The 21,483-nt window shown below is 74.3% G+C and carries 17 protein-coding genes and 2 pseudogenes; 9 read left to right on the forward strand and 10 right to left on the reverse strand.

Going from position 1 to position 21,483, the window contains the following annotated elements; genetic code table 11:
- Nucleotides 1–14 precede the first annotated feature (14 nt).
- From J7E94_RS29835 to J7E94_RS29860, 6 genes and pseudogenes are all read right to left on the reverse strand, one after another.
- Complete coding sequence (locus J7E94_RS29835) at nt 15–1,220, reverse strand: acyltransferase (protein ID WP_215019924.1); 1,206 nt, start codon at nt 1,218–1,220, stop codon at nt 15–17.
- 94 nt (nt 1,221–1,314) lie between these two features.
- Nucleotides 1,315–1,851: an NUDIX domain-containing protein gene (locus J7E94_RS29840; RefSeq protein WP_215019925.1), complete on the reverse strand. Its 537-nt coding sequence runs from the start codon at nt 1,849–1,851 to the stop codon at nt 1,315–1,317.
- 37 nt (nt 1,852–1,888) lie between these two features.
- On the reverse strand, nt 1,889–3,505 hold the full coding sequence (gene lnt, locus J7E94_RS29845; RefSeq protein WP_215019926.1) for an apolipoprotein N-acyltransferase: 1,617 nt from the start codon (nt 3,503–3,505) through the stop codon (nt 1,889–1,891).
- Nucleotides 3,506–3,548: 43 nt separating this feature from the next.
- Nucleotides 3,549–4,064 carry a hypothetical protein gene (locus J7E94_RS29850; RefSeq protein ID WP_251057438.1) on the reverse strand — a complete coding sequence of 172 codons (516 nt, stop codon included), beginning with the start codon at nt 4,062–4,064 and terminating at the stop codon, nt 3,549–3,551.
- 151 nt (nt 4,065–4,215) lie between these two features.
- Nucleotides 4,216–4,850: pseudogene (locus J7E94_RS29855) on the reverse strand (FAD-dependent monooxygenase); the annotation flags it as partial.
- A 489-nt stretch (nt 4,851–5,339) separates the two neighbouring features.
- Complete coding sequence (locus tag J7E94_RS29860; RefSeq protein WP_215019928.1) at nt 5,340–6,131, reverse strand: glutamate racemase; 792 nt, start codon at nt 6,129–6,131, stop codon at nt 5,340–5,342.
- 233 nt (nt 6,132–6,364) lie between these two features.
- On the opposite strand from J7E94_RS29860, the gene J7E94_RS29865 reads away from it, so the two are divergent.
- From J7E94_RS29865 to J7E94_RS29885, 5 genes are all read left to right on the forward strand, one after another.
- Nucleotides 6,365–7,543: a glycosyltransferase gene (locus J7E94_RS29865; protein WP_215019940.1), complete on the forward strand. Its 1,179-nt coding sequence runs from the start codon at nt 6,365–6,367 to the stop codon at nt 7,541–7,543.
- A gap of 246 nt (nt 7,544–7,789) precedes the next feature.
- On the forward strand, nt 7,790–8,299 hold the full coding sequence (locus tag J7E94_RS29870) for a DUF6643 family protein (RefSeq protein ID WP_215019929.1): 510 nt from the start codon (nt 7,790–7,792) through the stop codon (nt 8,297–8,299).
- Between the two features lie 55 nt (nt 8,300–8,354).
- Complete coding sequence (locus J7E94_RS29875) at nt 8,355–9,179, forward strand: MOSC domain-containing protein (protein WP_215019930.1); 825 nt, start codon at nt 8,355–8,357, stop codon at nt 9,177–9,179.
- 309 nt (nt 9,180–9,488) lie between these two features.
- A complete protein-coding gene (locus tag J7E94_RS29880) occupies nt 9,489–10,100 on the forward strand; it encodes a hypothetical protein (protein WP_215019931.1) in 612 nt (203 codons plus the stop codon).
- A 79-nt stretch (nt 10,101–10,179) separates the two neighbouring features.
- The gene (locus tag J7E94_RS29885; protein ID WP_215019932.1) at nt 10,180–12,627 is read left to right on the forward strand and encodes a right-handed parallel beta-helix repeat-containing protein; all 2,448 of its coding nucleotides are present in this window, start codon (nt 10,180–10,182) and stop codon (nt 12,625–12,627) included.
- On the opposite strand, the pseudogene J7E94_RS29890 reads toward J7E94_RS29885, so the two are convergent.
- Nucleotides 12,591–14,898, reverse strand: a pseudogene (locus J7E94_RS29890) (hypothetical protein); the annotation flags it as partial. The gene J7E94_RS29885 and the pseudogene J7E94_RS29890 overlap by 37 nt on opposite strands.
- Before the next feature lie 202 nt (nt 14,899–15,100).
- Between J7E94_RS29890 and J7E94_RS29895 the strand changes: the two are divergent.
- The gene (locus J7E94_RS29895; RefSeq protein WP_215019933.1) at nt 15,101–15,589 is read left to right on the forward strand and encodes an SRPBCC family protein; all 489 of its coding nucleotides are present in this window, start codon (nt 15,101–15,103) and stop codon (nt 15,587–15,589) included.
- A 136-nt stretch (nt 15,590–15,725) separates the two neighbouring features.
- On the opposite strand, the gene J7E94_RS29900 is transcribed toward J7E94_RS29895, so the two are convergent.
- Nucleotides 15,726–16,862, reverse strand: a complete 1,137-nt coding sequence (locus tag J7E94_RS29900; protein WP_215019934.1) for a PLP-dependent cysteine synthase family protein — start codon at nt 16,860–16,862, stop codon at nt 15,726–15,728.
- Nucleotides 16,863–17,060: 198 nt separating this feature from the next.
- On the opposite strand from J7E94_RS29900, the gene J7E94_RS29905 reads away from it, so the two are divergent.
- The gene (locus tag J7E94_RS29905; RefSeq protein ID WP_215019935.1) at nt 17,061–17,612 is read left to right on the forward strand and encodes an ATP-binding protein; all 552 of its coding nucleotides are present in this window, start codon (nt 17,061–17,063) and stop codon (nt 17,610–17,612) included.
- A gap of 201 nt (nt 17,613–17,813) precedes the next feature.
- Here the strand turns inward: J7E94_RS29905 and J7E94_RS29910 are convergent, their stop codons facing one another.
- Together J7E94_RS29910 and J7E94_RS29915 are read right to left on the reverse strand one after the other, a co-directional pair.
- Nucleotides 17,814–19,127 (reverse strand): ROK family protein, encoded by a 1,314-nt coding sequence (locus J7E94_RS29910; RefSeq protein WP_215019936.1) that lies wholly within the window; start codon nt 19,125–19,127, stop codon nt 17,814–17,816.
- A 43-nt stretch (nt 19,128–19,170) separates the two neighbouring features.
- Nucleotides 19,171–19,824: an alpha-ketoglutarate-dependent dioxygenase AlkB gene (locus J7E94_RS29915; protein WP_215019937.1), complete on the reverse strand. Its 654-nt coding sequence runs from the start codon at nt 19,822–19,824 to the stop codon at nt 19,171–19,173.
- A gap of 49 nt (nt 19,825–19,873) precedes the next feature.
- Between J7E94_RS29915 and J7E94_RS29920 the strand changes: the two genes are divergently transcribed.
- Nucleotides 19,874–20,617: a maleylpyruvate isomerase family mycothiol-dependent enzyme gene (locus J7E94_RS29920; RefSeq protein ID WP_215019938.1), complete on the forward strand. Its 744-nt coding sequence runs from the start codon at nt 19,874–19,876 to the stop codon at nt 20,615–20,617.
- Nucleotides 20,618–20,779: 162 nt separating this feature from the next.
- Complete coding sequence (locus tag J7E94_RS29925) at nt 20,780–21,031, forward strand: DUF6332 family protein (protein WP_215019939.1); 252 nt, start codon at nt 20,780–20,782, stop codon at nt 21,029–21,031.
- Nucleotides 21,032–21,483 lie beyond the last annotated feature (452 nt).

Genomic DNA, 21,483 nt, shown 5'->3' on the forward strand with positions numbered 1-21,483 from the left:
GCGCAGCACACTAGCTAGCGGCCGGCGGGGATGCGTTCCGCCTCCGGCGCGGCCGGCTGCGCGGGCAGCCGTGCGAGCGGGGGCCGGCCGGGAGTCCCCCCGCGGATGTCCTGCAGCCCGCGGCGCAGGCTGCCGCTCAGCAGGCGGCCCAGGGGACGTTCGACGAGCCGGTGCATGACCCAGGCGAGGACCAGCATGAAGACGGTCACGCCGAGGGCCAGGGGGACGGGCGCCACGGCGTTGCGGAAGTGGTGGATGATCGTCAGCCCGACCATCATGTGGATCAGGTAGAGCGGGTAGGTGACCGCTCCGGCGTGCGGGAGCCAGCGCCAGCGGATGCCGTCGAGGGCGCCGAGCGCGAGGGCCGCCATGAGGACGAAGCCGAGCAGGATGATCACGTGGGCCGGCCAGGAGGGCGTCTGCTCGGTGGCGCTCCTGCCCAGGCTGGAGACCATCCGGTCGTGCACGTAGTGCTGCGCGAGGAGGAACTGGACGCCGACGATGCCCCACAGGACGGCGTTCGGCCGGAAACGGCGCATCAGGTAGAAGGCTATTCCGGCGGTGAAGTACGGGGAGGCGGACGGTATCGCGAAGAAGGACAGCACGCCGCTGTCGGCCGTGGGGGCCACCACTCCGGCGAGGGTCCAGAGCCCGCAGAACAGGACACAGTTGCGGTAGGTCACACCGCACATGACGACGATCGCGAACAGCACGTAGAACTTGAGCTCGACGAAGAGGGTCCAGTACACGTCGTCGATGTGCGGGACCCCGAGGCCGCCTTGGAGCATCGACAGGTTCACGATGACGTCGCTGTACTTCTTGATGCCCCTGACCTCCGGCCACAGGAACAGCACGAGCGAGGTGAAGGCCACGGCCGCCCAGTAGGCGGGGAAGAGCCGCGAGACCCGGGACACCGCGAAGTCGCCCAGGCTGCGGCCCCAGGTGCTCATACAGATGACGAAGCCGCTGACCAGGAAGAAGATCTCGACGCCGAGCCAGCCGTAGACGGCGAACCTGTGGGCGACCGGGAAGAGGCCAGCGGGCGGCTCGCCCCATGCGCTCGCGAGCACCACGTAGTGGTAGAAGAGCACGGCGAGCGCGGCGAGGACCCGGACGCCGTCGAGAACCGCCAGGCGCCGGCCAGTCCCTCCGCCCTGCGGATGGCCTCCCTGCTGCGGCTCCCCGCCTGAGGAGTCTCCGCCTGCACTGCGCGCGCCCATCCCTCGACCGCTCCCTTGAACGTACTGCTGTCCGATTACCGCCGTCAGATCTGCGGAACTGTACAGCGCGCCCACAGGCGGCCCACAGGGCAGGTCAGGCAGCCGGAGGCTCGTCGCCCGGTCCGGGTCCGCGCTTCGGGACGGGCTGCTCCGCGATCTCGGCGGGGACCTCGAACCAGGCCGGTTCGTCCCGCAGGGCCTGGTGGATGCGGTGCAGGCAGAACTCGTTCAGCGGGGGCAGCGCGTCCGGCTCGAACCAGGCCACCTCCAGCGACTCGCTGTCGTTCGCCCGGGCCTCGCCGCCCGTCGCCCGGCAGCGGAAGGTGATGTCCTGGAACTGGCAGACGTCGCCGTTGGGGTAGACGGTCGGTTCGAGCATCTGGACGAGGACCACGCGCTCGGGGACGCACCGCACGGCCGTCTCCTCGTACACCTCGCGCACGACGGTCTCGGCCGGCTGCTCCCCGGGCTCGGCGATGCCGCCGACCACCGCCCACCGGCCGGTGTCGGAGCGCCGGCCGAGCAGCACCCGGCCCCGGTCGTCGAGGACGACGGCGGAGACCCCGGGCAGCAGGAGCAGCCGGTGCCCGGCGGTGGCGCGGATCTCGCGTATGAAATCGGGTGTGGTCATCCCCCGACCCTACGAGGCGCCGGCGGCGGCTCCCGCGTCAGGCCGACCGGCGGGCGCGAATCCGGCGGGTCAGGATCCAGCCGAGGCCGCCGGCGGCGAGCACCAGCAGCGCGTACTCCGGCAGCGGCCCGACGACGGTGGCCGGGGTGCGGCCGGAGCGCAGCGGGATCTCGGTGACCAGCGCGTCCGCGGTGAACATCTTCGTCTGCCGCACGATCCGCCCGTCGGGCCGGATGACCGCGCTGACGCCGCTGGTGACGGGGACGAGGACGGTACGGCTGTGCTCGACCGCGCGGATCCGGTCCATGGCGAGCTGCTGGTAGGTCATCTGGGTCCGGCCGAAGGTGGCGTTGTTGCTGGGTACGGCGATCACCTGGGCGCCGTCGCGGACGGTGGAGCGGACGGCGTCGTCGAAGGCGGCCTCGAAGCAGGTGACCATGCCGACGCCGGTGCCGGCCATGTCGAAGACCCCGGGGTCCTTGCCGGGGCCGAAGTCGCGGCGCACGCGGTCCACGTCGGAGCTGAAGAGCCGGACGAAGGAGCGCATCGGGATGCGCTCGCCGAAGGGCTGGATCTTCCGCTTGTCGTAGGTGGAGGTGGGGCCGGCCACCGGGTCCCACAGGATCATCGTGTTGCGCAGCGGGCCGGTCTCCGGGGAGACGACGGCGCCGATGGCGACGGGGACGCCGATGGCCTTCACCGCCCGGTCGATGGCCGCGTACGCGTCGGGCTGGGAGTACGGGTCGAGGTCGGAGGAGTTCTCCGGCCAGACGACGAAGTCCGGCTTCGGGGCGCGGCCGGCCCTGACGTCATCGGCGAGCTGGACGGTGCGGTTGACGTGGTTGTCCAGGACCTGGCGGCGCTGGGCGTTGAAGTCGAAGCCCAGGCGCGGCACGTTGCCCTGGATGACGGCGGTCACGACGGTGCCGTCCTCGGCCGCGTCGGAGACGAGGGGCCGGGCGGCGAGGCCGGCGCCGATCGGGGCGGCGACGGTGAGGGCGGCCAGGGCGGCGGTGGCGCGCCGGGGGTGGGCGCGGGCGGTGCGGAGGGCTTCGTAGAGGCCGAATCCGCAGAGGGCCACGGCGCAGGAGAGCAGCGGGGTGCCGCCGAGGGCGGCGAGCGGGGTGAAGATGCCGTCGGCCTGGCCGAAGGCGAGCTTGCCCCAGGGGAAGCCACCGAAGGGGGCCCGGGCGCGCAGGGCCTCGCCCGCGACCCAGACGGCGGCGGCGAACAGCGGCCAGGCCGGGAGGCGGCTGACGAGGGCGATACCGAGGCCGGTGAGGCCGATGAAGAGGGCTTCGACGGCGGCCAGCGCCAGCCACGGCACCGGGCCGACCTCCTCGCCGGTCCAGAGGAGCAGCGGCAGCAGGAATCCGAGCCCGGCGAGGAACCCGAGGCCGAAGCCGGCCCGGGCGCGGCGGCCGTGCAGGCAGCCGGCGAGCAGGGCGAGGGCGAGGGGGGCCAGCCACCACAGGGGGCGGGGCGGGAAGCTGAGGTAGAGCACCACCCCGGCGAGGGCGGCCGCCAGGGCGCGGACCGCCCCGGCGCCCTTCCGCTTACGGGGGGCGGCGGGTGGCGCCGAGGCTTCGGCGCGGGGTCCGCCGGCGGGCTTCGAGGGCTCGTTCCGGGCCGCGCTGGTGACACTGCTGCTCATCTGGCGGAGTGTACGTCCCCGGGGTCGAAGGCCCGGTAAGGACCTAGCGGGCCAGGGCCCGGAGGTGGGTGCGGATGACCCGGACGGCGTTCTCGGCGTCGTCGACGGTCACGGTGAACATCTTCCCGTCGCCGAGTGTCAGTTCCAGTCCCTCGCCGCGGCGGACGATGACCGCGGTGCCCTTTTCGGGGCGCCAGCGGTAGCCCCAGCCGCCCCACTGCTGCGGGGTGATCCGGGGGATGAACTCGGCGGACGTCACCTCGGCGAGCCGGATCTTGCGGCGCGGCAGCCCGATGTGGCCGCAGCGGACTTCGAGTGCCTCGGAGTCCACGGTGACGGCGACGTGGACGAAGGCGAGGGTGCCGTAGAGGATGAGCAGCCCCGCGGCGAGGCAGCCGATCACGGACATGAGCAGGGGGACGATGCCGGCGGTCCAGTCGTTGTCCACGGCGAGTTCGATGCCGAGCGCGAGACAGGCCGCGCCGGCCGCTGCGAGCACCCACTGCGCCCGGTTGGAGGCCCGGCCCGTCCAGAGCGGGCCCGGCGGGTGAACCTTCATGTGTAGCAGCGTACTCACGTTCCGCATACGCGCCACTGCCTCTCGCCCACTCGGTTCATCGCGGCGCCGAGCGGATGCGCCGGGGCGTGGGGTAGCGGACCCACCTGCCCCGCGCCGCCCCGCGCCGCCCCGCTCCCGCTCCCGCTCCCGGTCAGCCGGGGAGCAGGCTCACCAGTGCGTCGCGCACGGCCGGGCGGCGGACGGTCATGAAACGGTGCAGGTTCCGGGAGCCGAAGGCGACGCGCTGGGCGCTGCGGCGGCGCTCGGCGTCGTACGCGCGCAGGGCGGCGGGCAGCCCGGCCGGTCCGCGGGCCGCGACGGCACGGTCAGCGCCTCGGCGTCGAGCAGGGCGGCACAGGCTCCCTGGCCGAGGTTGGGTGTCATGGCGTGGGCGGCGTCGCCGACGAGGGCGACCCGGCCGTCGGCGACGAAAGCCGGCAGGGCAGGGTACAGGTGCCACATCTCGTACCGGATCCAGCCGGCGGGGTCGGTTTCGGCCAGCAGGCGCGGGATGGGGTCGTGCCACCCGGCGAACGCGTCGCGCACGTCCTGGGTGGTGGCAGCCTCCGCGCCGGCGTCCTCGGGGACCGCGGCGTACCAGTTGGTGCGGCCGGGCTCGACCGGGGTCATCCCGAAGAAGCGGCCCTCGCCCCAGGTCTCGCCGTACACCCCGCTCTCGAATCGGGCGATGCCGATCCAGGCGACCGCGCCGATCGGGCGGGGGCCGCTGTCCCGGCCGAAGTACGCGGTACGGACCGTACTGTTGATGCCGTCGGCGCTGGCCACTGGACGGCACGGCTGCACGTACCCGTGCCGGGGTTCGGGGACCGTGTCCTGGACGCGGAGGAACTGCGGGGCCTGGCTCAGCGGCTCGCCGCGGCAGGCCCCCGCTGACCTTGCGGGGCGAGTGGCGGGGGGGCGTCTCCCGCCGGCCACGTACGGATCGTCCTCGGCGGCGGCCCGGCCTCCACCTGCCGGCTGGACCCACAGGGGCGCCGTCATCTGTGACGCCGCCTTCCACGCACGACGCAGGTACGAGTCGACCACCCGGCCGCGGCTCCTCCAGCTTCAAACGGCCTGGCCGGACGCCGCCACGGTCCGCGGCTTTCGGGCACGGCTCGCCACCCAAGACCTCGCCGGGCGCCATGAACTGCATAAGCCCTGGCAGGTCCGCGACAGCCCACGCCCTCATCCGTCTCCTGGCTGCCGGAGGGATCGACGCGGGGGGACACCTCTCGGCGATGGCCGGCTGGGGACGGGCTTTGACGATATGACCTAGCCGACGGCCGCGCCGTGGCCGGCGAGGAGCCGCCCCTCGGCGTACCCGAGTGCGGCGGCGGGGAGCGTCCCCGGGCGGCCGCTGCGCAGGACGGTCAGGGTGCCGGTGGGGGCCAGACCGGGCTCGGGCAGGGCTCCGATACGGCGCAGCGCCTGGACGGCGACAGGCTCGGCGGAGCCGTGGAAGACGAGGGCGGCTCCCCCGTTGCGGGCGGCGAGGGCGGCCTGGATGGCGGCCTCGACCAGCTCGTAGTGTGTGCAGCCGAGCACCACGTCGGTGACATCGGCCGGGGTCAGCGCGGCGGCCGCGGCGACGGCTGCCGCGACGGCGGAGTCGTCGGCCGCCTCGACGGCGTCGGCGAGCCCGGGACAGGGCACCTCGGTGACGCGGACCCCGGCGGCGAACTCGGCGATCAGCCCGCGCTGGTAGGGGCTGCCGGTGGTGGCGGGGGTGGCCCAGATGGCCACGCGGCCGCCGGCGGCCGCGGCGGGCTTGATCGCCGGCACGGTCCCGATGACCGGGATGGCAGGCTCCAGCTCCGCACGCAGAGCGGGGAGGGAGTGCACGGAAGCGGTGTTGCAGGCGACGATCAGCGCCTCGGGGCGGTGCGTGGCCGCCGCCCTGGCGACGGCGAGCGCCCGCTCGGTGAGGTCGGCGGGGGTCCGCGGTCCCCAGGGCATCCCGTCGGGGTCGGAGGAGATGACGAGATCGGCGTCCGGCCGCAGCCGCCGCATCGCGGCGGCCGCCGCAAGCAGCCCGATTCCGGAGTCCATGAGCGCGATCTTCACCCGGCCACCTTAGTCGACACCCCCGCCCGGCCCGACAGGCTCCGCCCGTCCACCCGCGTAATCCCCCGCCCGCCACACGACGCAGACCCCTTCCTCGGACAGGGCAGAAACGGCCGACAGCAGCCCGGGGAACGCCACGGCCGGGGCGGAGGCCGGGCGGTGGGCGGCCCGGTGACGAGGCCCGGCCGGGCAGGGTGCGGGACATGCCCCGCAGGGACCGGCACACTGCGGCCATGGGCCTCCTCACCGCCGCCGCCGCGGCCTACGCCTCCCTCGCCGCCTGGCTCTGGCTCACCCTCGCCCAGGGCATGTTCTGGCGCACCGACGTCCGCCTCCCCCCGCGTACCGCCCCCACCCGCTGGCCGTCCGTCGCGATCGTCGTCCCGGCCCGCGACGAGGCCGAGGTGCTGCCCCGCAGCCTGCCCTCCCTCATCGCCCAGGACTATCCCGGCGAAGCCGAGGTCATCCTGGTCGACGACGGCAGTACCGACGGCACCGGCGCCCTCGCCCTGCGCCTCGCCCGCGAGCGCCCCGGCCTCCCGCTCACCGTCTCCTCCCCCGGTGACCCCGCCCCCGGCTGGACCGGCAAGCTCTGGGCCCTGCGCCACGGCATCGCGCTCGCCCGCACCGCGCACGCCACCGAGCCCGACTACCTCCTCCTCACCGACGCCGACATCGCGCACGAACCCGACAGCCTGCGCGAACTGGTCGCCGCCGCCACCTCCGCCGACCTCGATCTCGTCTCCCAGATGGCGCGCCTGCGCGCGGTCAGCTTCTGGGAGCGGCTCATCGTCCCCGCCTTCGTGTACTTCTTCGCCCAGCTCTACCCCTTCCGCCGGGTCAACCGCCCCGCCGCCCGCACCGCGGCCGCCGCCGGCGGCTGCGTCCTGCTGCGCACCGATGCCGCAGTCCGCGCCGGCGTCCCCGACTCCATCCGCCAGGCCGTCATCGACGACGTCTCCCTCGCCCGCGCGGTCCAGCGCTCCGGCGGCCGGATCTGGCTCGGACTGGCGGAGCGGGTGGACAGCGTGCGCCCCTATCCCTCGCTCGGCGACCTATGGCGGATGATCTCGCGCAGCGCCTACGCCCAGCTGCGCCACCAGCCCCTCCTCCTCGCCGGGACGGTCGCGGGCCTGGTCCTCGTCTATCTCGTACCCCCGGCCGCCCTCCTGGCAGGGCTCGCGGCCGGACGCCCCGCCCTTGCGTGGGCCGGCGGCCTCGCCTGGCTGCTGATGGCCGCCACCTACCTCCCGATGCTGCGCTACTACTGGCAGCCCGCCGCACTCGCGCCCCTGCTTCCGCTCACGGCGCTGCTGTACCTCCTGATGACCGTCGACTCGGCCGTCCAGCACTACCGGCGCCGAGGCGCGGCGTGGAAGGGCCGTACCTATGCCCGCCCCAGCGACGCCTGAAACGGCGAACTGCCGCCCGAAACAGCGTCATCCGAGGTCACCGGCTTGTGACGCTGCGTCAACACGAAATCGGTGCACGGCACAACCGGTGGGTACGAGTAGGAACAAGCTGGGGTGGAAGTGGCGAATCGCGCACGTGAACATGAAGTGAAAGCTGTGGCCCTGACCTGGGAATATGCAGGTCAGGACGGTGTTCGGGCCACCTCACTATGGACCCGGTGAAGTCGTGGGCTTAACTTAGGTCCCATGACCTCCCCCCGCTCCACTTATGGCGGCGGTTACTACTCCGCGCCCTCCTTCCCGGACACCCCCATCTACGACTCCCTCGTCGCCGAACGCGGCACTCCGCAGATCGCCCCGATCCGCGTTCCGGCCGCCTACGACTCCCCGAGCGCCGGTTATTCGAGCGGTGGGTACCTGCCGGCCCTCGCCTCGTCGCTGCCCGCGCTGCCGGCCGCGGTCCCGCAGCAGCAGAACGCCCCGGCGTACGGATACCCGTACCAGCAGCAGGCCGCTCCGCAGCCGATGCCGCTGCAGCACGCGCCCGCCCCCTACATCCCGCACCAGCAGCCGGTGGCGGCCCGCGCGGGTTACGTGCCGCAGCCCCAGCCGCAGCAGCCCCGTCCGGTCGCCTCGGCCACCGGCTACGAGGCCATGCGGCCGGCCGCACCGCGCCCGATGCAGGCTCCCGCCCCGGTACCGGCCGCCGCCTACGAGGACCCGTACGGCCGCCCCTACCAGGGACGCGGCTACTGACCCGAGCGCGGATATCCGCTGGGGCGGAGGAGGGGGCGGCTGACAGGATGCCCCCATGTCGAATCTGTATGTCCAGGCGCTCCACGTCCATCCCGTCAAATCTCTGTCGGGGACCGCTCCCGACGAGGCGGCCGTGGAGCCCTGGGGTCTGTCCGGGGACCGGCGGTGGGCGCTGGCGGACTCCGGGGGCACGGTCATCACCCAACGCCAGCAGCCGCGGCTTGCCTTGGCGACGGCCCGTCCGCTGAGCGGCGGCGGGATCGCGGTGTCGGCGCCGGGCATGGCGGAGCTGGTCGTGGAGGTGCCCGGGCCGGATCCGCTGGAGCCGGTCGTCCTGTTCGGGAAGAAGATCGAGACGGTGGCCGCGGCGCGCGCCGCGGCTGACTGGTTCAGCGCGTACCTCGGCGTGCCGGCCCGGCTGGTGCACCTGGACGATCCGGCCGTACGCCGGCCCGTGGATCCGGATTACGCGCTGCCGGGTGAGACGGTGAGCCTGGCCGACGCGTATCCGCTGCTGATCACCACCCTCGCCTCGCTGGACGCGCTCAACTCGCTGATCGCGCAGGGGGACCATCCGCAAGAGGGTCCGCTGCCGATGAACCGTTTCCGCCCGAATGTGGTGGTCTCGGGGGCCGAGGCGTGGGCCGAGGACGGCTGGCGGCGCATAGCGATCGGCGACGCCGTCTTCCGCGGGGTCCGGGAATGCGGGCGGTGCATCATCACCACCACGGACCAGCGGACGGCGGAGCGGGGCAAGGAGCCGCTGCTGAGCCTGGCCAGGCACCGGCGGATCGGCAAGTCGCTCGCCTTCGGACGGCAGCTGGTGCCGGTGCGGCTGGGCGCGGTGCGCGTGGGCGACGAGGTCCGCGTCCTGGAATGAGCGGACGCCCGGACCAGGCGGATCAAGCGACCAGGCGGACCGGGCGGACCAGCGGCATGCGCGGTGCGCGCAGCATGCGCGGTGTGACCGCGATCGGCCGACCGGAATGACACCTTCGAGGGGCTCCGCGCCCAGGCCGGAACCAACCGCCCCGACCAGGCCGTTGGATCAGTCAGGACAGGTGAACGCCCTGTCGGCCACGGAGCCGGCTCGGTGGCATATGTCTCGCGCGTCCCGGAAATGCGCGTCCCCGGGGTATGCGGGAGGCTTGGACGCGCAGGCAGACGGAGGCAAAGGGGGTGCCGGACCGTGCAGACAGCAATGGGTGTGTGGCGTTGGCGGCGCAATCCGCTGCGCCGCCCGACCGATCTCTTCGAGGCGTGGGTGGCGTTCGCCGCGCTGGTGTGTGTCCTGCTGGTGGCTCCGGCCATCGGCTGTGCGGCGGGGCTCCAGCTGGACGGGACGCTCCAGCGGGCCGCGGTAGAACAGCGGCACGAGCGGCATCTCGTTCCGGCGGTGGTGGTCCGGCAGGCCGCCGAGTCGGCGGGGAGGGCGTCCGTCGATACTTCGGCGCAGCAGAACGCCCCGTCCAGGACCCCGATCGTGGCCTCGTGGACCGCACCCGACGGCAGCAGCCACGAGGGCACGGTGCCGGCCGCCGAGGAACCGCCGCGCCCCGGCGACCGGTTCCGGATATGGACGGACGCGCACGGCCGGCTGGTGGGTCAGCCGCTCGACCCGTCCGCCGCCGCGTTCCACGCGGGGGTGGCGGGCCTGGCCTCGGCCCTCGGCGCGGCCGCGCTGGTGGAAACGGTCCGCCGGCTGGTCGTACGAAGGCTCATGCATCGGCGGTACATACGGCTGGACCGCGCGTGGGCGGCGGCGGGGCCCGACTGGGGCCGGGCGGGCGCGGGCAGTTGACCTGGCAGCTCGTCGGCCTCCCGCGCGCTACGGTGGGGCATCTGCAGCGCGACTACGAGGGTGGGGGCACGACAGCACCATGGCTCAGGGCACGGTCCAGGTGACGCACGGCGGGGCCTCGCGGTGGCGGCGCCGCTCCGGTGAGTATCCGACGCTGACCGCCGCACTGGCCGTCGCGGGCGACGGGGACGTGCTGTCCATCTCCCCCGGCACCTACCGGGAGAACCTGGTGCTGCACCACGCCGTCATCCTGCGCGGGCCAGAGGGCGGGCTGGGGTCGGTGCGGATCGCCCCGCTCGACGGGGTCGCGCTGACGGTACGGGCCTCCGCCGTGGTCCAGGACCTGCACCTGGAGGGCCAGGACCGGGCGGCTCCCGCGCTGCTCGTCGAGGACGGCTCCCCCGAGCTCACCGATCTGCGCGTGAGCACCCGGTCGGCGGCCGGCATTGAGGTGCGCGGCAGCGGGGCGCGTCCGCTGGTGCGCCGGTGCACGGTGGAGAATCCCACGGGGGTCGGGATCGCCGTTCTGGACGGCGGCGGCGGGGTGTTCGAGGAGTGCGAGGTCGTGGCCGCCGGGCAGACCGGGATCTCGGTACGCGGCGGCGGCCGGCCCCGGCTGGAGCGCTGCCGGATCCACCACTCCGTGGGCGCGGGTATCGGGGTCACCGGCGAGGGGTCGGGCCTGGAGGCACTGGGCTGCGAGGTGTACGAGATCAAGGGCACCGGTGTGCAGGTCGCCGCGCGCGCCACGGCCCGGCTCACGGACTGCGCGGTGCACCGCACCACGGCCGACGGGGTCACCCTCGACACCGACGCGGTGCTCACCCTGGCCGGCTGCGACATCCACGACATCCCGGAGAACGCGGTCGACCTGCGGTCCCGTTCGGTCCTCACGCTCAGCCGCACCACGGTGCGCCGCTTCGGCCGCAACGGCCTGTCGGTGTGGGATCCCGGGACGAGGGTCGATGCCGAGTCCTGCGAGATCCACGACAGCACGGGCGACTATCCGGCGGTCTGGATCAGCGACGGGGCCACGGCCTCGCTGGAGAACTGCAGGGTGCACGACGTGCCGGACGCGCTGTTCGTCCTGGACCGCGGTTCGCGGGTCGACGTGGTGGACAGCGATCTGTCCCAGGTGCGGAACACGGCGGTCTCGGTGAGCGACGGGGCCACCGCGCAGCTCGACGACTGCCGGATCCGGGAGGCGGCGACCGGGGCCTGGTTCCGCGACCACGGCAGCGGCGGCACCCTCGCCAACTGCACCATCGACGCCGTGCAGACCGGTGTGATCGTCACCAAGGGCGCCGACCCGGCCCTGGAGCGGTGCACGGTCACCTCCCCCGCCGAGGCAGGGTTCTACGTGTCGGCGGGCGGCCGCGGCACCTTCACGGCCTGCCGGGTGACGGGCAGCTCCGGCTTCGGCTTCCACGTCATCGACGGCTGCCGCACCACGCTGGCGCGCTGTCACACCGAGCGCTGCGCGCGCGGCGGGTACGAGTTCGCCGAGGACGGGCCGGTGGCCGAGGGCTGCACCGGCGACGAATCGGGCTCGCGGGCGGCAGCCCAGGCGGCCGCGGGCGGCGCGTTCGCCGGGGCGCAGGCGGGGATCCGTACGGTCACCGCGGCCCAGAGCCCCGCGGCGCAGCAGGCCGCCCCGGTGCCGGCGGCCCGGCCCGCGGACCTGCCGGACGAAGCCGGCGCGGGCGGACGCGGATCCAGTGAGGTGCTGGGCCAGCTCGACGCGCTGGTCGGCCTGGACAGCGTCAAACGCGAGGTGCGCGCGCTCACCGACATGATCGAGGTGGGCCGGCGGCGGCAGCAGGCGGGCCTCAAGGCCGCCTCGGTGCGTCGGCACCTCGTCTTCACCGGCTCCCCCGGCACCGGCAAGACCACGGTCGCCCGGCTGTACGGGGAGATCCTCGCCTCCCTCGGGGTGCTGGAGCGCGGGCACCTGGTCGAGGTGTCCCGCGTGGACCTGGTCGGCGAGCACATCGGGTCCACGGCGATCCGTACGCAGGAGGCCTTCGAGCGGGCGCGCGGCGGGGTGCTGTTCATCGACGAGGCCTACGCGCTGGCTCCGGAGGACTCGGGCCGGGACTTCGGGCGCGAGGCCATCGACACCCTGGTGAAGCTGATGGAGGACCACCGGGACGCGGTGGTGGTGATCGTCGCCGGGTACACGGCGGAGATGGACCGCTTCCTGACGGTCAACCCGGGTGTGGCCTCGCGGTTCTCCCGGACCATCACCTTCCACGACTACGGGCCCGAGGAGCTGCTGCGGATCGTGCAACAGCAGGCGGAGGAGCACGAGTACCGGCTCGGCGAGGGGACGTCCGAGGCCCTGCTGGCGTACTTCACGGAGCTGCCCAAGGGGGCCGCCTTCGGCAACGGCCGCACCGCGCGCCAGACCTTCGAGTCGATGGTCGAGCGGCACGCGGGGCGGGTGGCGCAGCTGTCGGAGCCCAGTACGGACGAGCTCACGCTGCTGTTCCCGGCGGATCTGCCGGCGCAGCCGGCTCCTTGCTGAGCCGCTGGGGCGGCACCGGCGGCGGTTCGGCCGCGCCCAACCGGCGGAGCAGGGCGTCGCGTTCGGCGGCGAAGGCCGGATCGGCCTAGTAGTCGGAGTGGCCGAGGATCGGCGCGGGCAGCGGATGGCGGGCGCTGCGCCCGTAGGCGACCGGGTCGGCGAGCGGGCCGCGGTCCACGCCCTCGGAGGTGCCGGGCAGGACCGGGCCGCCGATGGGGTCGGTGGCCCGCCACAGGTTGCGCCAGCAGTCGAGCTCCCCGTGCAGGGCGGTGAGCGGGCCGGGGCCGAAGTAGGCGGGGAACCAGCGCCCGTAGAGGCGGCCCAGCGGGGAGCCGTAGGTGAGCAGGGCGACCCGGCGGCGGGCGGGCGGCGGCAGCTGCCAGACGGCCGCAGCGGCGAGCACGCTGCCCTGGGAGTGGCCGGAGATCACCAGGCGGCCGCCGGTGCGGCCGGTCCAGCCGGTCATCCGCCAGGTCAGGTCGGGGACGGCGCGCTCGGCGTAGCAGGGCGGCGCGAAGGGGTGCGCGGCGCGCGGCCAGAAGGTGCCGACGTCCCACAGGATGCCGATGGTCCGGCGGGCGGCGGCATCCCGGTAGGCGCGGCGGCCCCAGGTGACGAAGAGGACGAAGCCGAAGCCGATGAGCCAGGACCCGGAGTCCTGGGCGGCGCGCGCGACTGCCTCCAGCAGCGGACTCTTCCCGCGGGCCGCCTCGCCCGGGACCTGCCCGCTGAGCCAGGCTCCGGCGAGTGCGCCCGCCCCGAGCAGCAGGGTGATGCCGGAGACGGCCGCCACGAACCACGGTGCGGAGTCGGTGAGCGCGGCGGCGGCCCGGGCTCCGGCGATCCGGCGGCTACGGGCCCGGTCGGGGGCCTCGCCCGGGTATTCGGCGGCGACACCGGCGGCCAGTCGGCGCCTGGCCCGGGCGCCGTGCACGGCGAACCAGGCGGCGAGCAGGGCCAGTACGAGGAGCAGCGGGGGCAGTACGGCGGCCTGCCAGGACAGCAGCACGGGCGGCCCGGGCAGCGCAGTGCCGGCCATTCCGGGGGTGCCTCCCCTGTCCAGCCAGTCGGCGACGCGCTGGGCGACCCCGCCGGACATCACCCCGCCGAGCGCACAGCCGAGCATGGCGACGGCGGGCCCGCCGAGGCCCCGCAGGGCGGCGGCGGGATCCGGGGCCCGGCGGTGCAGGTACCCGGCGACGGCGGCGAGGGCCAGCACGCAGACGCCCTGACCCAGCATCAGCACGCCGAAGGCGAAGTCCCCGGGGAGCCGCCCGGCGGCGGTCCAGCCGGGGCGCGACCAGCACGCGTGGGCGAGAACGGCGACCAGCAGGGCGAGGGCGGCGCCGGGCAGCAAGGTGACGGCGGCCCGGTCCAGCCGGTGGTCGGGCCGGGCCTCGGCACGGCCGCGCCGGCAGACGACCCAGGCCACGGTCAGCGCACCCGCGGCGAGCAGCAGCTGCACGGCCCAGCCGAGGGCTCCGAGTACGGGGGCGCCGGCTCGGCGGTCGTAGCGGAGGGTGGGGCGGCGACGGCCACGGCCACCGTGAGCAGCCCGGCGGCGGTGTGCGCGGCCCGCAGCCGGGCCACGAGCCTGCGCCCGTACCAGAATCCGGGCCGGCCGAGCGCGGGCGCGGTGTCCGAGGCGGTGTCCGGGTCGGGGGCGCCGGCGGGCGGCGGCTGGGACTCGTACGCGCTCCACGTGCGGTTGGACAGGAACCAGAGCAGCCCCGTCAGGGCGGCGGGGACCAGGGCGCCGAGGGCGAGCCGGCGCCCCGGCTGGGCCCACCAGCCGCCGTCCCCGAGGAACCCCAGCCAGGAGCGGTCGGCGGTGCAGGGGGCGGATCCCGCGCACTGCCAGGCGAACAGGTCGAGGGCGACCTCGCAGGCTGCCGCGATCAGCAGCACGGTCAGGCTGAGCGCGAGGACCCGTACGAGGACGCCGTACGTGCGCACCGCGCGCGGCGCCGGATCGGCGGCGGGCGTGGCCGGCCGGGCCCAGTGGGCGAGGTTGGCGACCATGAAGGGCAGGAGCAGCAGCCACAGGGCGCGGGCGCCGTTTCCGGAGGTGAGCCGGGACCAGCAGTAGGCCTCGGGGACGGGCCGTCCCGCGTACCGCTCGGGGTGGGCTTCGGCGTCGGCGTCCTCCGTGCGGCGGAAGACGGCGGCGGTGGAGTCGCCGGTGACGCGCACGGTCCGCGGATCGCCGAGCAGCTCGGCGGGGGCGGCGCCGGCGACTCCGTGGACCAGGAGCTCGAGGGCGAGGGGCATGTTCCCTTTCGGGCTGTCCGTCACGGCGGCCTCCGCGAACGCCCGGATGCGACGGCCCCCAGCATCCCGCACCCCGGGACACCTGCCCAGCCCCCGCGCGGGCCCGCTGGACTTCCGTTCTCCTCCGGAGCGGACATCTCACGGGCGCCCGGCTAGGGTGACGCGCACGCACGTCCGGATTCCGACCCCAGGGGGTACCGCCATGGCTCGCCGACTCCGCCCGGTGGGGCTGGACTTCATAGAGGACGCGCCGGTCCGGCTGGCCTTCGCCGCCGTGGCCGCGGCGCCACCGGAGGCGGTGTACCAGGCGCTGGCCGACGAAGTCGAGGGCTGGCCGCACTGGTTCAGGGCGGTCACGCTGGCCCGCCCCACCCACGGCGGTGCGGGACGGGAGATCAAGCTGATGGGCGGGGTGCGCTTCCAGGAGACCGTCATGGCGGCGGATCCGGAGCAGCGTTACGCGTACCGGGTGGACGAGACCAACGCCCCCGGTGTCCGGGCCCTGTTGGAGGAGTGGCGGCTGACACCCGCCGGTTCGGGCACGCACGTCCGGTGGACCTTCGCCGCGGACGGCCCGGCCCCCTTCCGGCTGGCCCTGATGTCCTTCCGTCCGGGCCTGGGCCACTCCTTCCGCACGGCGGTCCGCACGCTGGACGGCCGCCTCACCGCTCGGCGCGCGGCGGATCAGTAGGCGCGCGCCCCGCCACGGCGGGTACGTCCTCCGCGTCCGGGCGCGTACCGACGCCGCCTGCCGGCCCGACCCCGTCAGAGGGCCGGGTACCTCGCGACCAGGCGGGACAGGGGAGTTGACCGCGGGCGCGTCCCGGTCAGGCGGCGGGCTCGCGCCACACGCCCGTGGTCAGCAGCGTTTCGATCGTCTGGGTGTACGGGGCGATGTCGAGGCCCTGCGCGGCCAGCCACGTGTCGGAGTAGTACTTGTCGAGGTAGCGGTCGCCCGGGTCGCAGAGCAGGGTGACGACGCTGCCCGTACGGCCCTCGGCCACCATCTCCGAGACGATCTTCAGGGCGCTCCACAGGCCGGTGCCCGTGGAACCGCCCGCCTTGCGCCCGATGGCCTGCTCCAGGGCCCGGCAGGCGGCGACGCTCGCCGCGTCCGGCACCTTCATCATCCGGTCGATGGCGCCCGGCACGAAGCTCGGCTCCATGCGCGGCCGCCCGATGCCCTCGATGCGCGAGCCGCAATCGCTGCTCGCGTGCGGGTCGTTGTTGGTCCAGCCGTCGAAGAAACAGGAGTTCTCCGGGTCCGGGACGCAGATGCGGGTGTCGTGCTGCATGTAGTGCACGTAGCGCGCGATGGTGGCGGACGTGCCGCCGGTGCCGGCGGTCGCGACGATCCAGGCGGGCTCGGGGAAACGTTCCAGCTTCAGCTGCTGGTACATCGATTCCGCGATGTTGTTGTTGCCGCGCCAGTCGGTGGCCCGCTCCGCGTACGTGAACTGGTCCATGTAGTGCCCGCCGGTGCGCGCGGCCAGCTGCGCCGACTCCTCGTACATCTTCATCGAGTCGTCCACGAAGTGGCATGCGCCGCCGTGGAATTCGATGAGGCGGCACTTCTCCGGGCTGGTCGTGCGCGGCATGACGGCGATGAACGGGACGCCGATCAGCTTGGCGAAGTACGCCTCGGATACGGCGGTGGAGCCGGAGGAGGCCTCGATGACGGGGCGGCCGGGGCGGATCCAGCCGTTGCAGAGGGCGTAGAGGAAGAGCGAGCGCGCGAGGCGGTGCTTGAGGGAGCCCGTCGGGTGCGTGGACTCGTCCTTGAGGTAGAGGTCGATACCCCAGGCCTCGGGGAGCGGGAAGCGCAGCAGGTGCGTGTCCGCGGAGCGGTTGGCGTCGGCCTGGACCTTGCGGACGGCCTCCTTCAGCCAGGCGCGGTACTCCGAGTCGCTGCGGTCGACGTCGATGGTCGTGACCGTCGTACCGCTGGTGCCGGTGGTGCTCATGCGCCGTGCTCCTTCGTGCGTGTATTCGCCCCCTGCTTTCGCAATGTACCTCCGCCACCTGCGCAAACAGTCACTTTGGGTTTCCATGCACATGGCTTTCGGTCGCGTTCGGTTGCACTGTGGCGCACGGTGGGTGACCCTGGTGGAGCATTACCGAGGGTGCAGCACCCGTAACACTGATGTCGGGGAGTCGCAGCCGTGATCAGTCATTCCCGCAGGCACTGCGTGGTCGAACTGCAGGCCTTGCCGTGCCGGATCGGTCAGATTCGCAGAATCGTTTCTGCACAATTGCGCCACTGGCAGCTCGATCCGCTCATCGACCGGGCCGCGCTCGGCGTGACGGAGCTGCTCAGCAACGTCCACCTCCACGCGCAGCCGGACAAGACCTGCACCGTCGAGATCGAACTCCGCCTCGGGCGGCTCACGGTCTCGGTCATCGACAGCGATCCGCGGCTGCCGGTGCTGCGGGCGACGCCGCAGGGGGCCTCGCTGGAGACCAGCGGGCGCGGGCTGGCGCTCGTGGAGGCGCTCAGCGAGGCCTGGGGCGCGCGCCACCGGGCCGACGGACGGGGCAAGGTGGTGTGGTTCTCGCTCGCGGCGGCGCCCACGCCGGCCGCTCCGCAGGTGCCGGTACGGATCAAGGCGAAGCCTGTACGAGAACCCGTCCGGTCGGCACTCGTCGCCGTGGACCCCGGGGCCCTCGCGACAGGCCTGTCGGTGCCCGCCTCGGTCGGCGCCAGGCCCGGCTGACCCCACCCGCCGCACCCCCCCGACCGCCCACCACCCTGCCGCCCGGGGCCCCGGAAGCGGCCCCACCCCAGGGGCGCGATGAGCCCCGGGGCTGCCGGGGCTGCCGGGGGGGCCGGGGGCACTCCGGGCAGCCGGCCGAGCCGGGCCGCCCTGCAAGGCCGGGGCGCAGCAGGCCCGAGGCCGATCCCGGGGGCCGACCGCTTAGGCCAACGTGCCCAGCGGGTCGTCCAGCACCGGCTGCCAGGCCAGCTCCGCCGCGCCGACCAGGCTGTTGTGGTCCAGGGTGCACGGCAGGATCGGTACTCCCCCGCTGCGCCCCCACAGGCTGCGGTCCGCGACCACCGCGCGCAGCCGTTCCGGGTCCGCGTGCAGCAGCTCCCGGTGCAGCCCGCCCAGGATGATCCGGTCCGGGTTCAGGATGTTCACCAGGCCCGCGAGGCCGAGCCCGAGGCGGTCGATCAGCTCCTCGGCGGCCGCCCGTACCGCTGGCTCCCCGTACTCCGCGCTCAGCAGGTCGCGCGCCTGCTGGAGCAGCGACACCTCGGGTCCGGGCGTGCGGCCCGCCGCGGTGAGGAAGGCCAGCGGGTCCGCCTCCACGTCCAGGCAGCCGCGGCTGCCGCAGTGGCAGGGCCGCCCCTCCGGGTTCACAGTGAGGTGGCCCACCTCCAGCGCCAGGCCCGAACTCCCGCTGTGCAGTCGGCCGTCCAGCACCAGCGCGCCGCCCACCCCGCGGTGCCCGGTGGCCACGCACAGCAGGTGCTGCGCGCTGCGCCCGGCGCCGTGCCGGTGCTCGGCCAGCGCCGCGAGGTTCACGTCGTTCCCGGTCAGCGCCGGGCCGCCGATCCCGGCCGCCTTCACGCACTGCGCGAAGATGGCCCGTACGGGAGAACCGGGCGGCCAGGCCAGGTGCAGCGGGTTCAGCGCCGTGCCCTCCGGCTCCGCGACCGCCGACGGAACCGCGAGGCCCGCGCCGACACAGCGGCGGCCGGTCTCCTCGAGCAGTGCGGCCCCGGCGTCCACCACCGCGCCGAGCACCTGCGCGGGGTCGGCGGACACGGTGATCTTGCCGGGGGCAGTGGCCACGATACGGCCGCCGAGGCCGACCAGAGCGGCCCGGAAACCGTCCGGGTGGACCTGCGCGGCGAGCGCCACGGGGCCGTTCTCGTCGATCGAGAGGCGGTGCGAGGGGCGGCCCTGGGTTCCGCCCGCGCCGCGGCTCTGGGTGGCGCCCGCGCCGCCGGGCCGGGAGTCGACCCGGATCAGTCCGAGCGCCTCAAGCTCGGCGGCGACGGCTCCGGCGGTGGCGCGGGTGACGCCCAGCTCGGCCGTCAGGACGGCCCGGGTCGGGGCGCGGCCGGTGTGCACCAGCTCCAGCGCCGGGCCGAGCGCGCCGCGGCCCCGTTCCAGCTTGGTCCTCGTCGAAGTGGAAGGCGAAGCGGAAGTGGAAGCAGAACCAGAAGCCGTGGACACCGTGGTCACATCCCCCACCCGCCGCGGGGCCCCGTTGCCGTTCATGCACCCGATCCTCGCATGATCGGAGGGTGCCGGGCGCCCCAGGCTAGCCGAGGCCGCCGACCCGGAGGGTGATGTTCAGCCGGCCGGTCAGGCCGAGCGCTTGCGGGCCCGTGCCCGGCAGGACCTTCGGCACCCCGTGGTAGGCCAGTCGGCTCGACTTCCCGAAGACGAAGAGATCCCCGCTGCGCAGCTCCACGTCCTGGTACGGGCGACCGCGCGAGGCGGTGTTCCCGAAGCGGAAGACGCAGCTGTCGCCGAGGCTGAGGGAGACGACCGGGGCTCCGGACTTCTCCTCGGCGTCTCGGTGCATGCCCATGCGGGAGTCGCCGTCGTAGAAGTTGATCAAGGCGATGTCGTACTCCACCCCGGGCTCCAGGGGCTCACCGTACGCGGCGGCCACCGCCTCCCGCCCCAGCTCGGCGAGCCGGCGCGGCATCGGCTTGACCGGGGCCCCGTCCCCGTCGACGGCGGTGCGGGCATAGCCGTACGGGTACCAGTGCAGCCCGAGGCACACCTGCCGGGCGGTCATCGTGCCGCCGCCGGGGGTGTGCACCGTGCGCAGCCCGGCGGGCGGGCGGGCCCATGCGCGGCAGGCGGCCAGCAACTCCCGCTGCCTCGCGTCCCCGAGCCAGTCGGGCACGTGCACGGCGCCGGGAGCGATCACGGTCCGCTCGCGCGGGAAGAGTTCCCCGTTCATCTGTCCATTGTCCGGCGCGGGGGCCGGGGACAGCTGGCAGAATCCCGCCATGGAGATCACCACATTCATAAAGACGCTCGAACGGGACGGGCAGCTGCTCGCCGACCTGGCCGAACAGGCGGGTACGGATGCCCTCGTGCCCACCTGTCCGCCGTGGCGGGTCGCCGACCTGCTGCGGCACACCGGCTCGGTGCACCGCTGGGCAGCCGGCTTCGTCGGGGAGGGACGGCTGGAGCCGGTGGCGTTCCCGGACGCGCCGGAGCTGGCCGGGGCGGAGCTGTTCGCCTGGTTCCGGGAGGGGCACGCGGCCCTGGTCCGGACCCTGACCGAGGCTCCGGCCGAGGTGCAGTGCTGGACGTTCCTGCCGACCGCCGCACCCTCGGCGCTGGCGTTCTGGGCACGCCGGCAGGCCCATGAGACGGCCGTGCACCGGATGGACGCGGAGGCGGCCCTCGGCATCGCGTTCTCGGCGGTGGAGCCAGGGTTCGCGGAGGACGGGCTGGACGAGCTGCTGACGGGCTTCCACGCGCGGCCGCGCAGCCGGGTGCGGACACCGGAGCCGCGGGTGCTGCGCGTGCGGGCCGCCGACACGGGCGCGGTGTGGACCGTACACCTGTCCTCGGAGCCGGCCCGCACGGTGCGGGGTGCCACGGACGAGCCGGTCGACTGCGAGCTGTCCGGCGAGGCGGCCTGGCTGTACGCGGCGCTGTGGAACCGGCTCCCGCTGGCGGGTCCGGGGGTGACCGGCGACCTGGGTCTGGCCCGGCTGTGGAGCGAGACCGCCGGAATCTGAACTCGGCGGTCGAGGCGGCGGCGCGCGAGGCGCGCGTAACGGTGGGGGTGGCGCGAGCCGGGAAGGGGCCGAACGGCGCGAGCCGGGAAGGGGCGGGACGGCGCGGCGCGGAAGGGCGTGGGCAGCCTTGTGACGGATGGTGTCCGCTGTGACACTGCACGCATGGGGCGACGTACTCAGGCGGACCGCGAAGCGATCACCATCGAAATCGGCTACGCCTTCGCCAGCGCCTCCTGCGCGGCCGCCCTCGCCTTCGGCGCGGTGTACGGGCCCGCGCAGGCGTTCTCGCTGTCCCGCGCGGCGGACCACGTACTGGCGGTGGCGGGCGGCGTCGGGGCGGCGGCCGTGTTCGTACTCCGGGTCACGCACCTCCTGTGGCGCTTCGCCCGCCGCCCCGAGAACGACGGCCGATAGGGCCTTCGTCAGGGTCGGTCCCCGCAAGGGGCAAGGGGACTTCGATGTTCACTTCCCCAGTGCGGGGCGCGGCGGCGCTCGCGGTGGCCCTGGCTGCCTTCACCGCCTCCTGTGGCGCGGACCCTCCCGCGCCGGCGCCGACGGCTTCCCGGGGCGCGGTCCCGAACCCGGCATCCGCGTCCGCGTCCTCGCCGACCGGCGCCACACCCGCGCCGACCGCCCTCCCGCCCGAGAAGGTCCGGGATGCGTCGCGGGTCTCCAAGCGACCTTGGAAGGCCACCCGGACGGCCACCGCTGACGCACGTCAGCCGAGGGTGGCCGCGTAGCCGGTCTGGGCGCGGAACGTCCACGCCGGGGAGTTGTCCCAGGGGTTGGAACTGCTGTCTGGTGACTGGGTTTGAGTGTGTTCTGGCGTGGATTAGTGAGTGCCTCGTCCGTGGTGGTGGGTCGAT

Source organism: Streptomyces sp. ISL-94 (assembly GCF_018614075.1).
In the GTDB taxonomy this organism is placed as follows: domain Bacteria; phylum Actinomycetota; class Actinomycetes; order Streptomycetales; family Streptomycetaceae; genus Streptomyces.

What these genes read in the sequence shown, in the direction of transcription:
- J7E94_RS29910 (WP_215019936.1), bottom strand. Translation starts at nt 19,127, where the DNA reads ATGAACGGCAACGGGGCCCCGCGGCGGGTGGGGGATGTGACCACGGTG.
- J7E94_RS29870 (WP_215019929.1), top strand. Translation starts at nt 7,790, where the DNA reads ATGACCTCCCCCCGCTCCACTTATGGCGGCGGTTACTACTCCGCGCCC.
- J7E94_RS29875 (WP_215019930.1), top strand. Translation starts at nt 8,355, where the DNA reads ATGTCGAATCTGTATGTCCAGGCGCTCCACGTCCATCCCGTCAAATCT.
- J7E94_RS29835 (WP_215019924.1), bottom strand. Translation starts at nt 1,220, where the DNA reads ATGGGCGCGCGCAGTGCAGGCGGAGACTCCTCAGGCGGGGAGCCGCAG.
- J7E94_RS29915 (WP_215019937.1), bottom strand. Translation starts at nt 19,824, where the DNA reads ATGAACGGGGAACTCTTCCCGCGCGAGCGGACCGTGATCGCTCCCGGC.
- J7E94_RS29920 (WP_215019938.1), top strand. Translation starts at nt 19,874, where the DNA reads ATGGAGATCACCACATTCATAAAGACGCTCGAACGGGACGGGCAGCTG.
- J7E94_RS29925 (WP_215019939.1), top strand. Translation starts at nt 20,780, where the DNA reads ATGGGGCGACGTACTCAGGCGGACCGCGAAGCGATCACCATCGAAATC.
- lnt (WP_215019926.1), bottom strand. Translation starts at nt 3,505, where the DNA reads ATGAGCAGCAGTGTCACCAGCGCGGCCCGGAACGAGCCCTCGAAGCCC.
- J7E94_RS29840 (WP_215019925.1), bottom strand. Translation starts at nt 1,851, where the DNA reads ATGACCACACCCGATTTCATACGCGAGATCCGCGCCACCGCCGGGCAC.
- J7E94_RS29895 (WP_215019933.1), top strand. Translation starts at nt 15,101, where the DNA reads ATGGCTCGCCGACTCCGCCCGGTGGGGCTGGACTTCATAGAGGACGCG.
- J7E94_RS29900 (WP_215019934.1), bottom strand. Translation starts at nt 16,862, where the DNA reads ATGAGCACCACCGGCACCAGCGGTACGACGGTCACGACCATCGACGTC.
- J7E94_RS29885 (WP_215019932.1), top strand. Translation starts at nt 10,180, where the DNA reads ATGGCTCAGGGCACGGTCCAGGTGACGCACGGCGGGGCCTCGCGGTGG.
- J7E94_RS29865 (WP_215019940.1), top strand. Translation starts at nt 6,365, where the DNA reads ATGGGCCTCCTCACCGCCGCCGCCGCGGCCTACGCCTCCCTCGCCGCC.
- J7E94_RS29850 (WP_251057438.1), bottom strand. Translation starts at nt 4,064, where the DNA reads ATGAAGGTTCACCCGCCGGGCCCGCTCTGGACGGGCCGGGCCTCCAAC.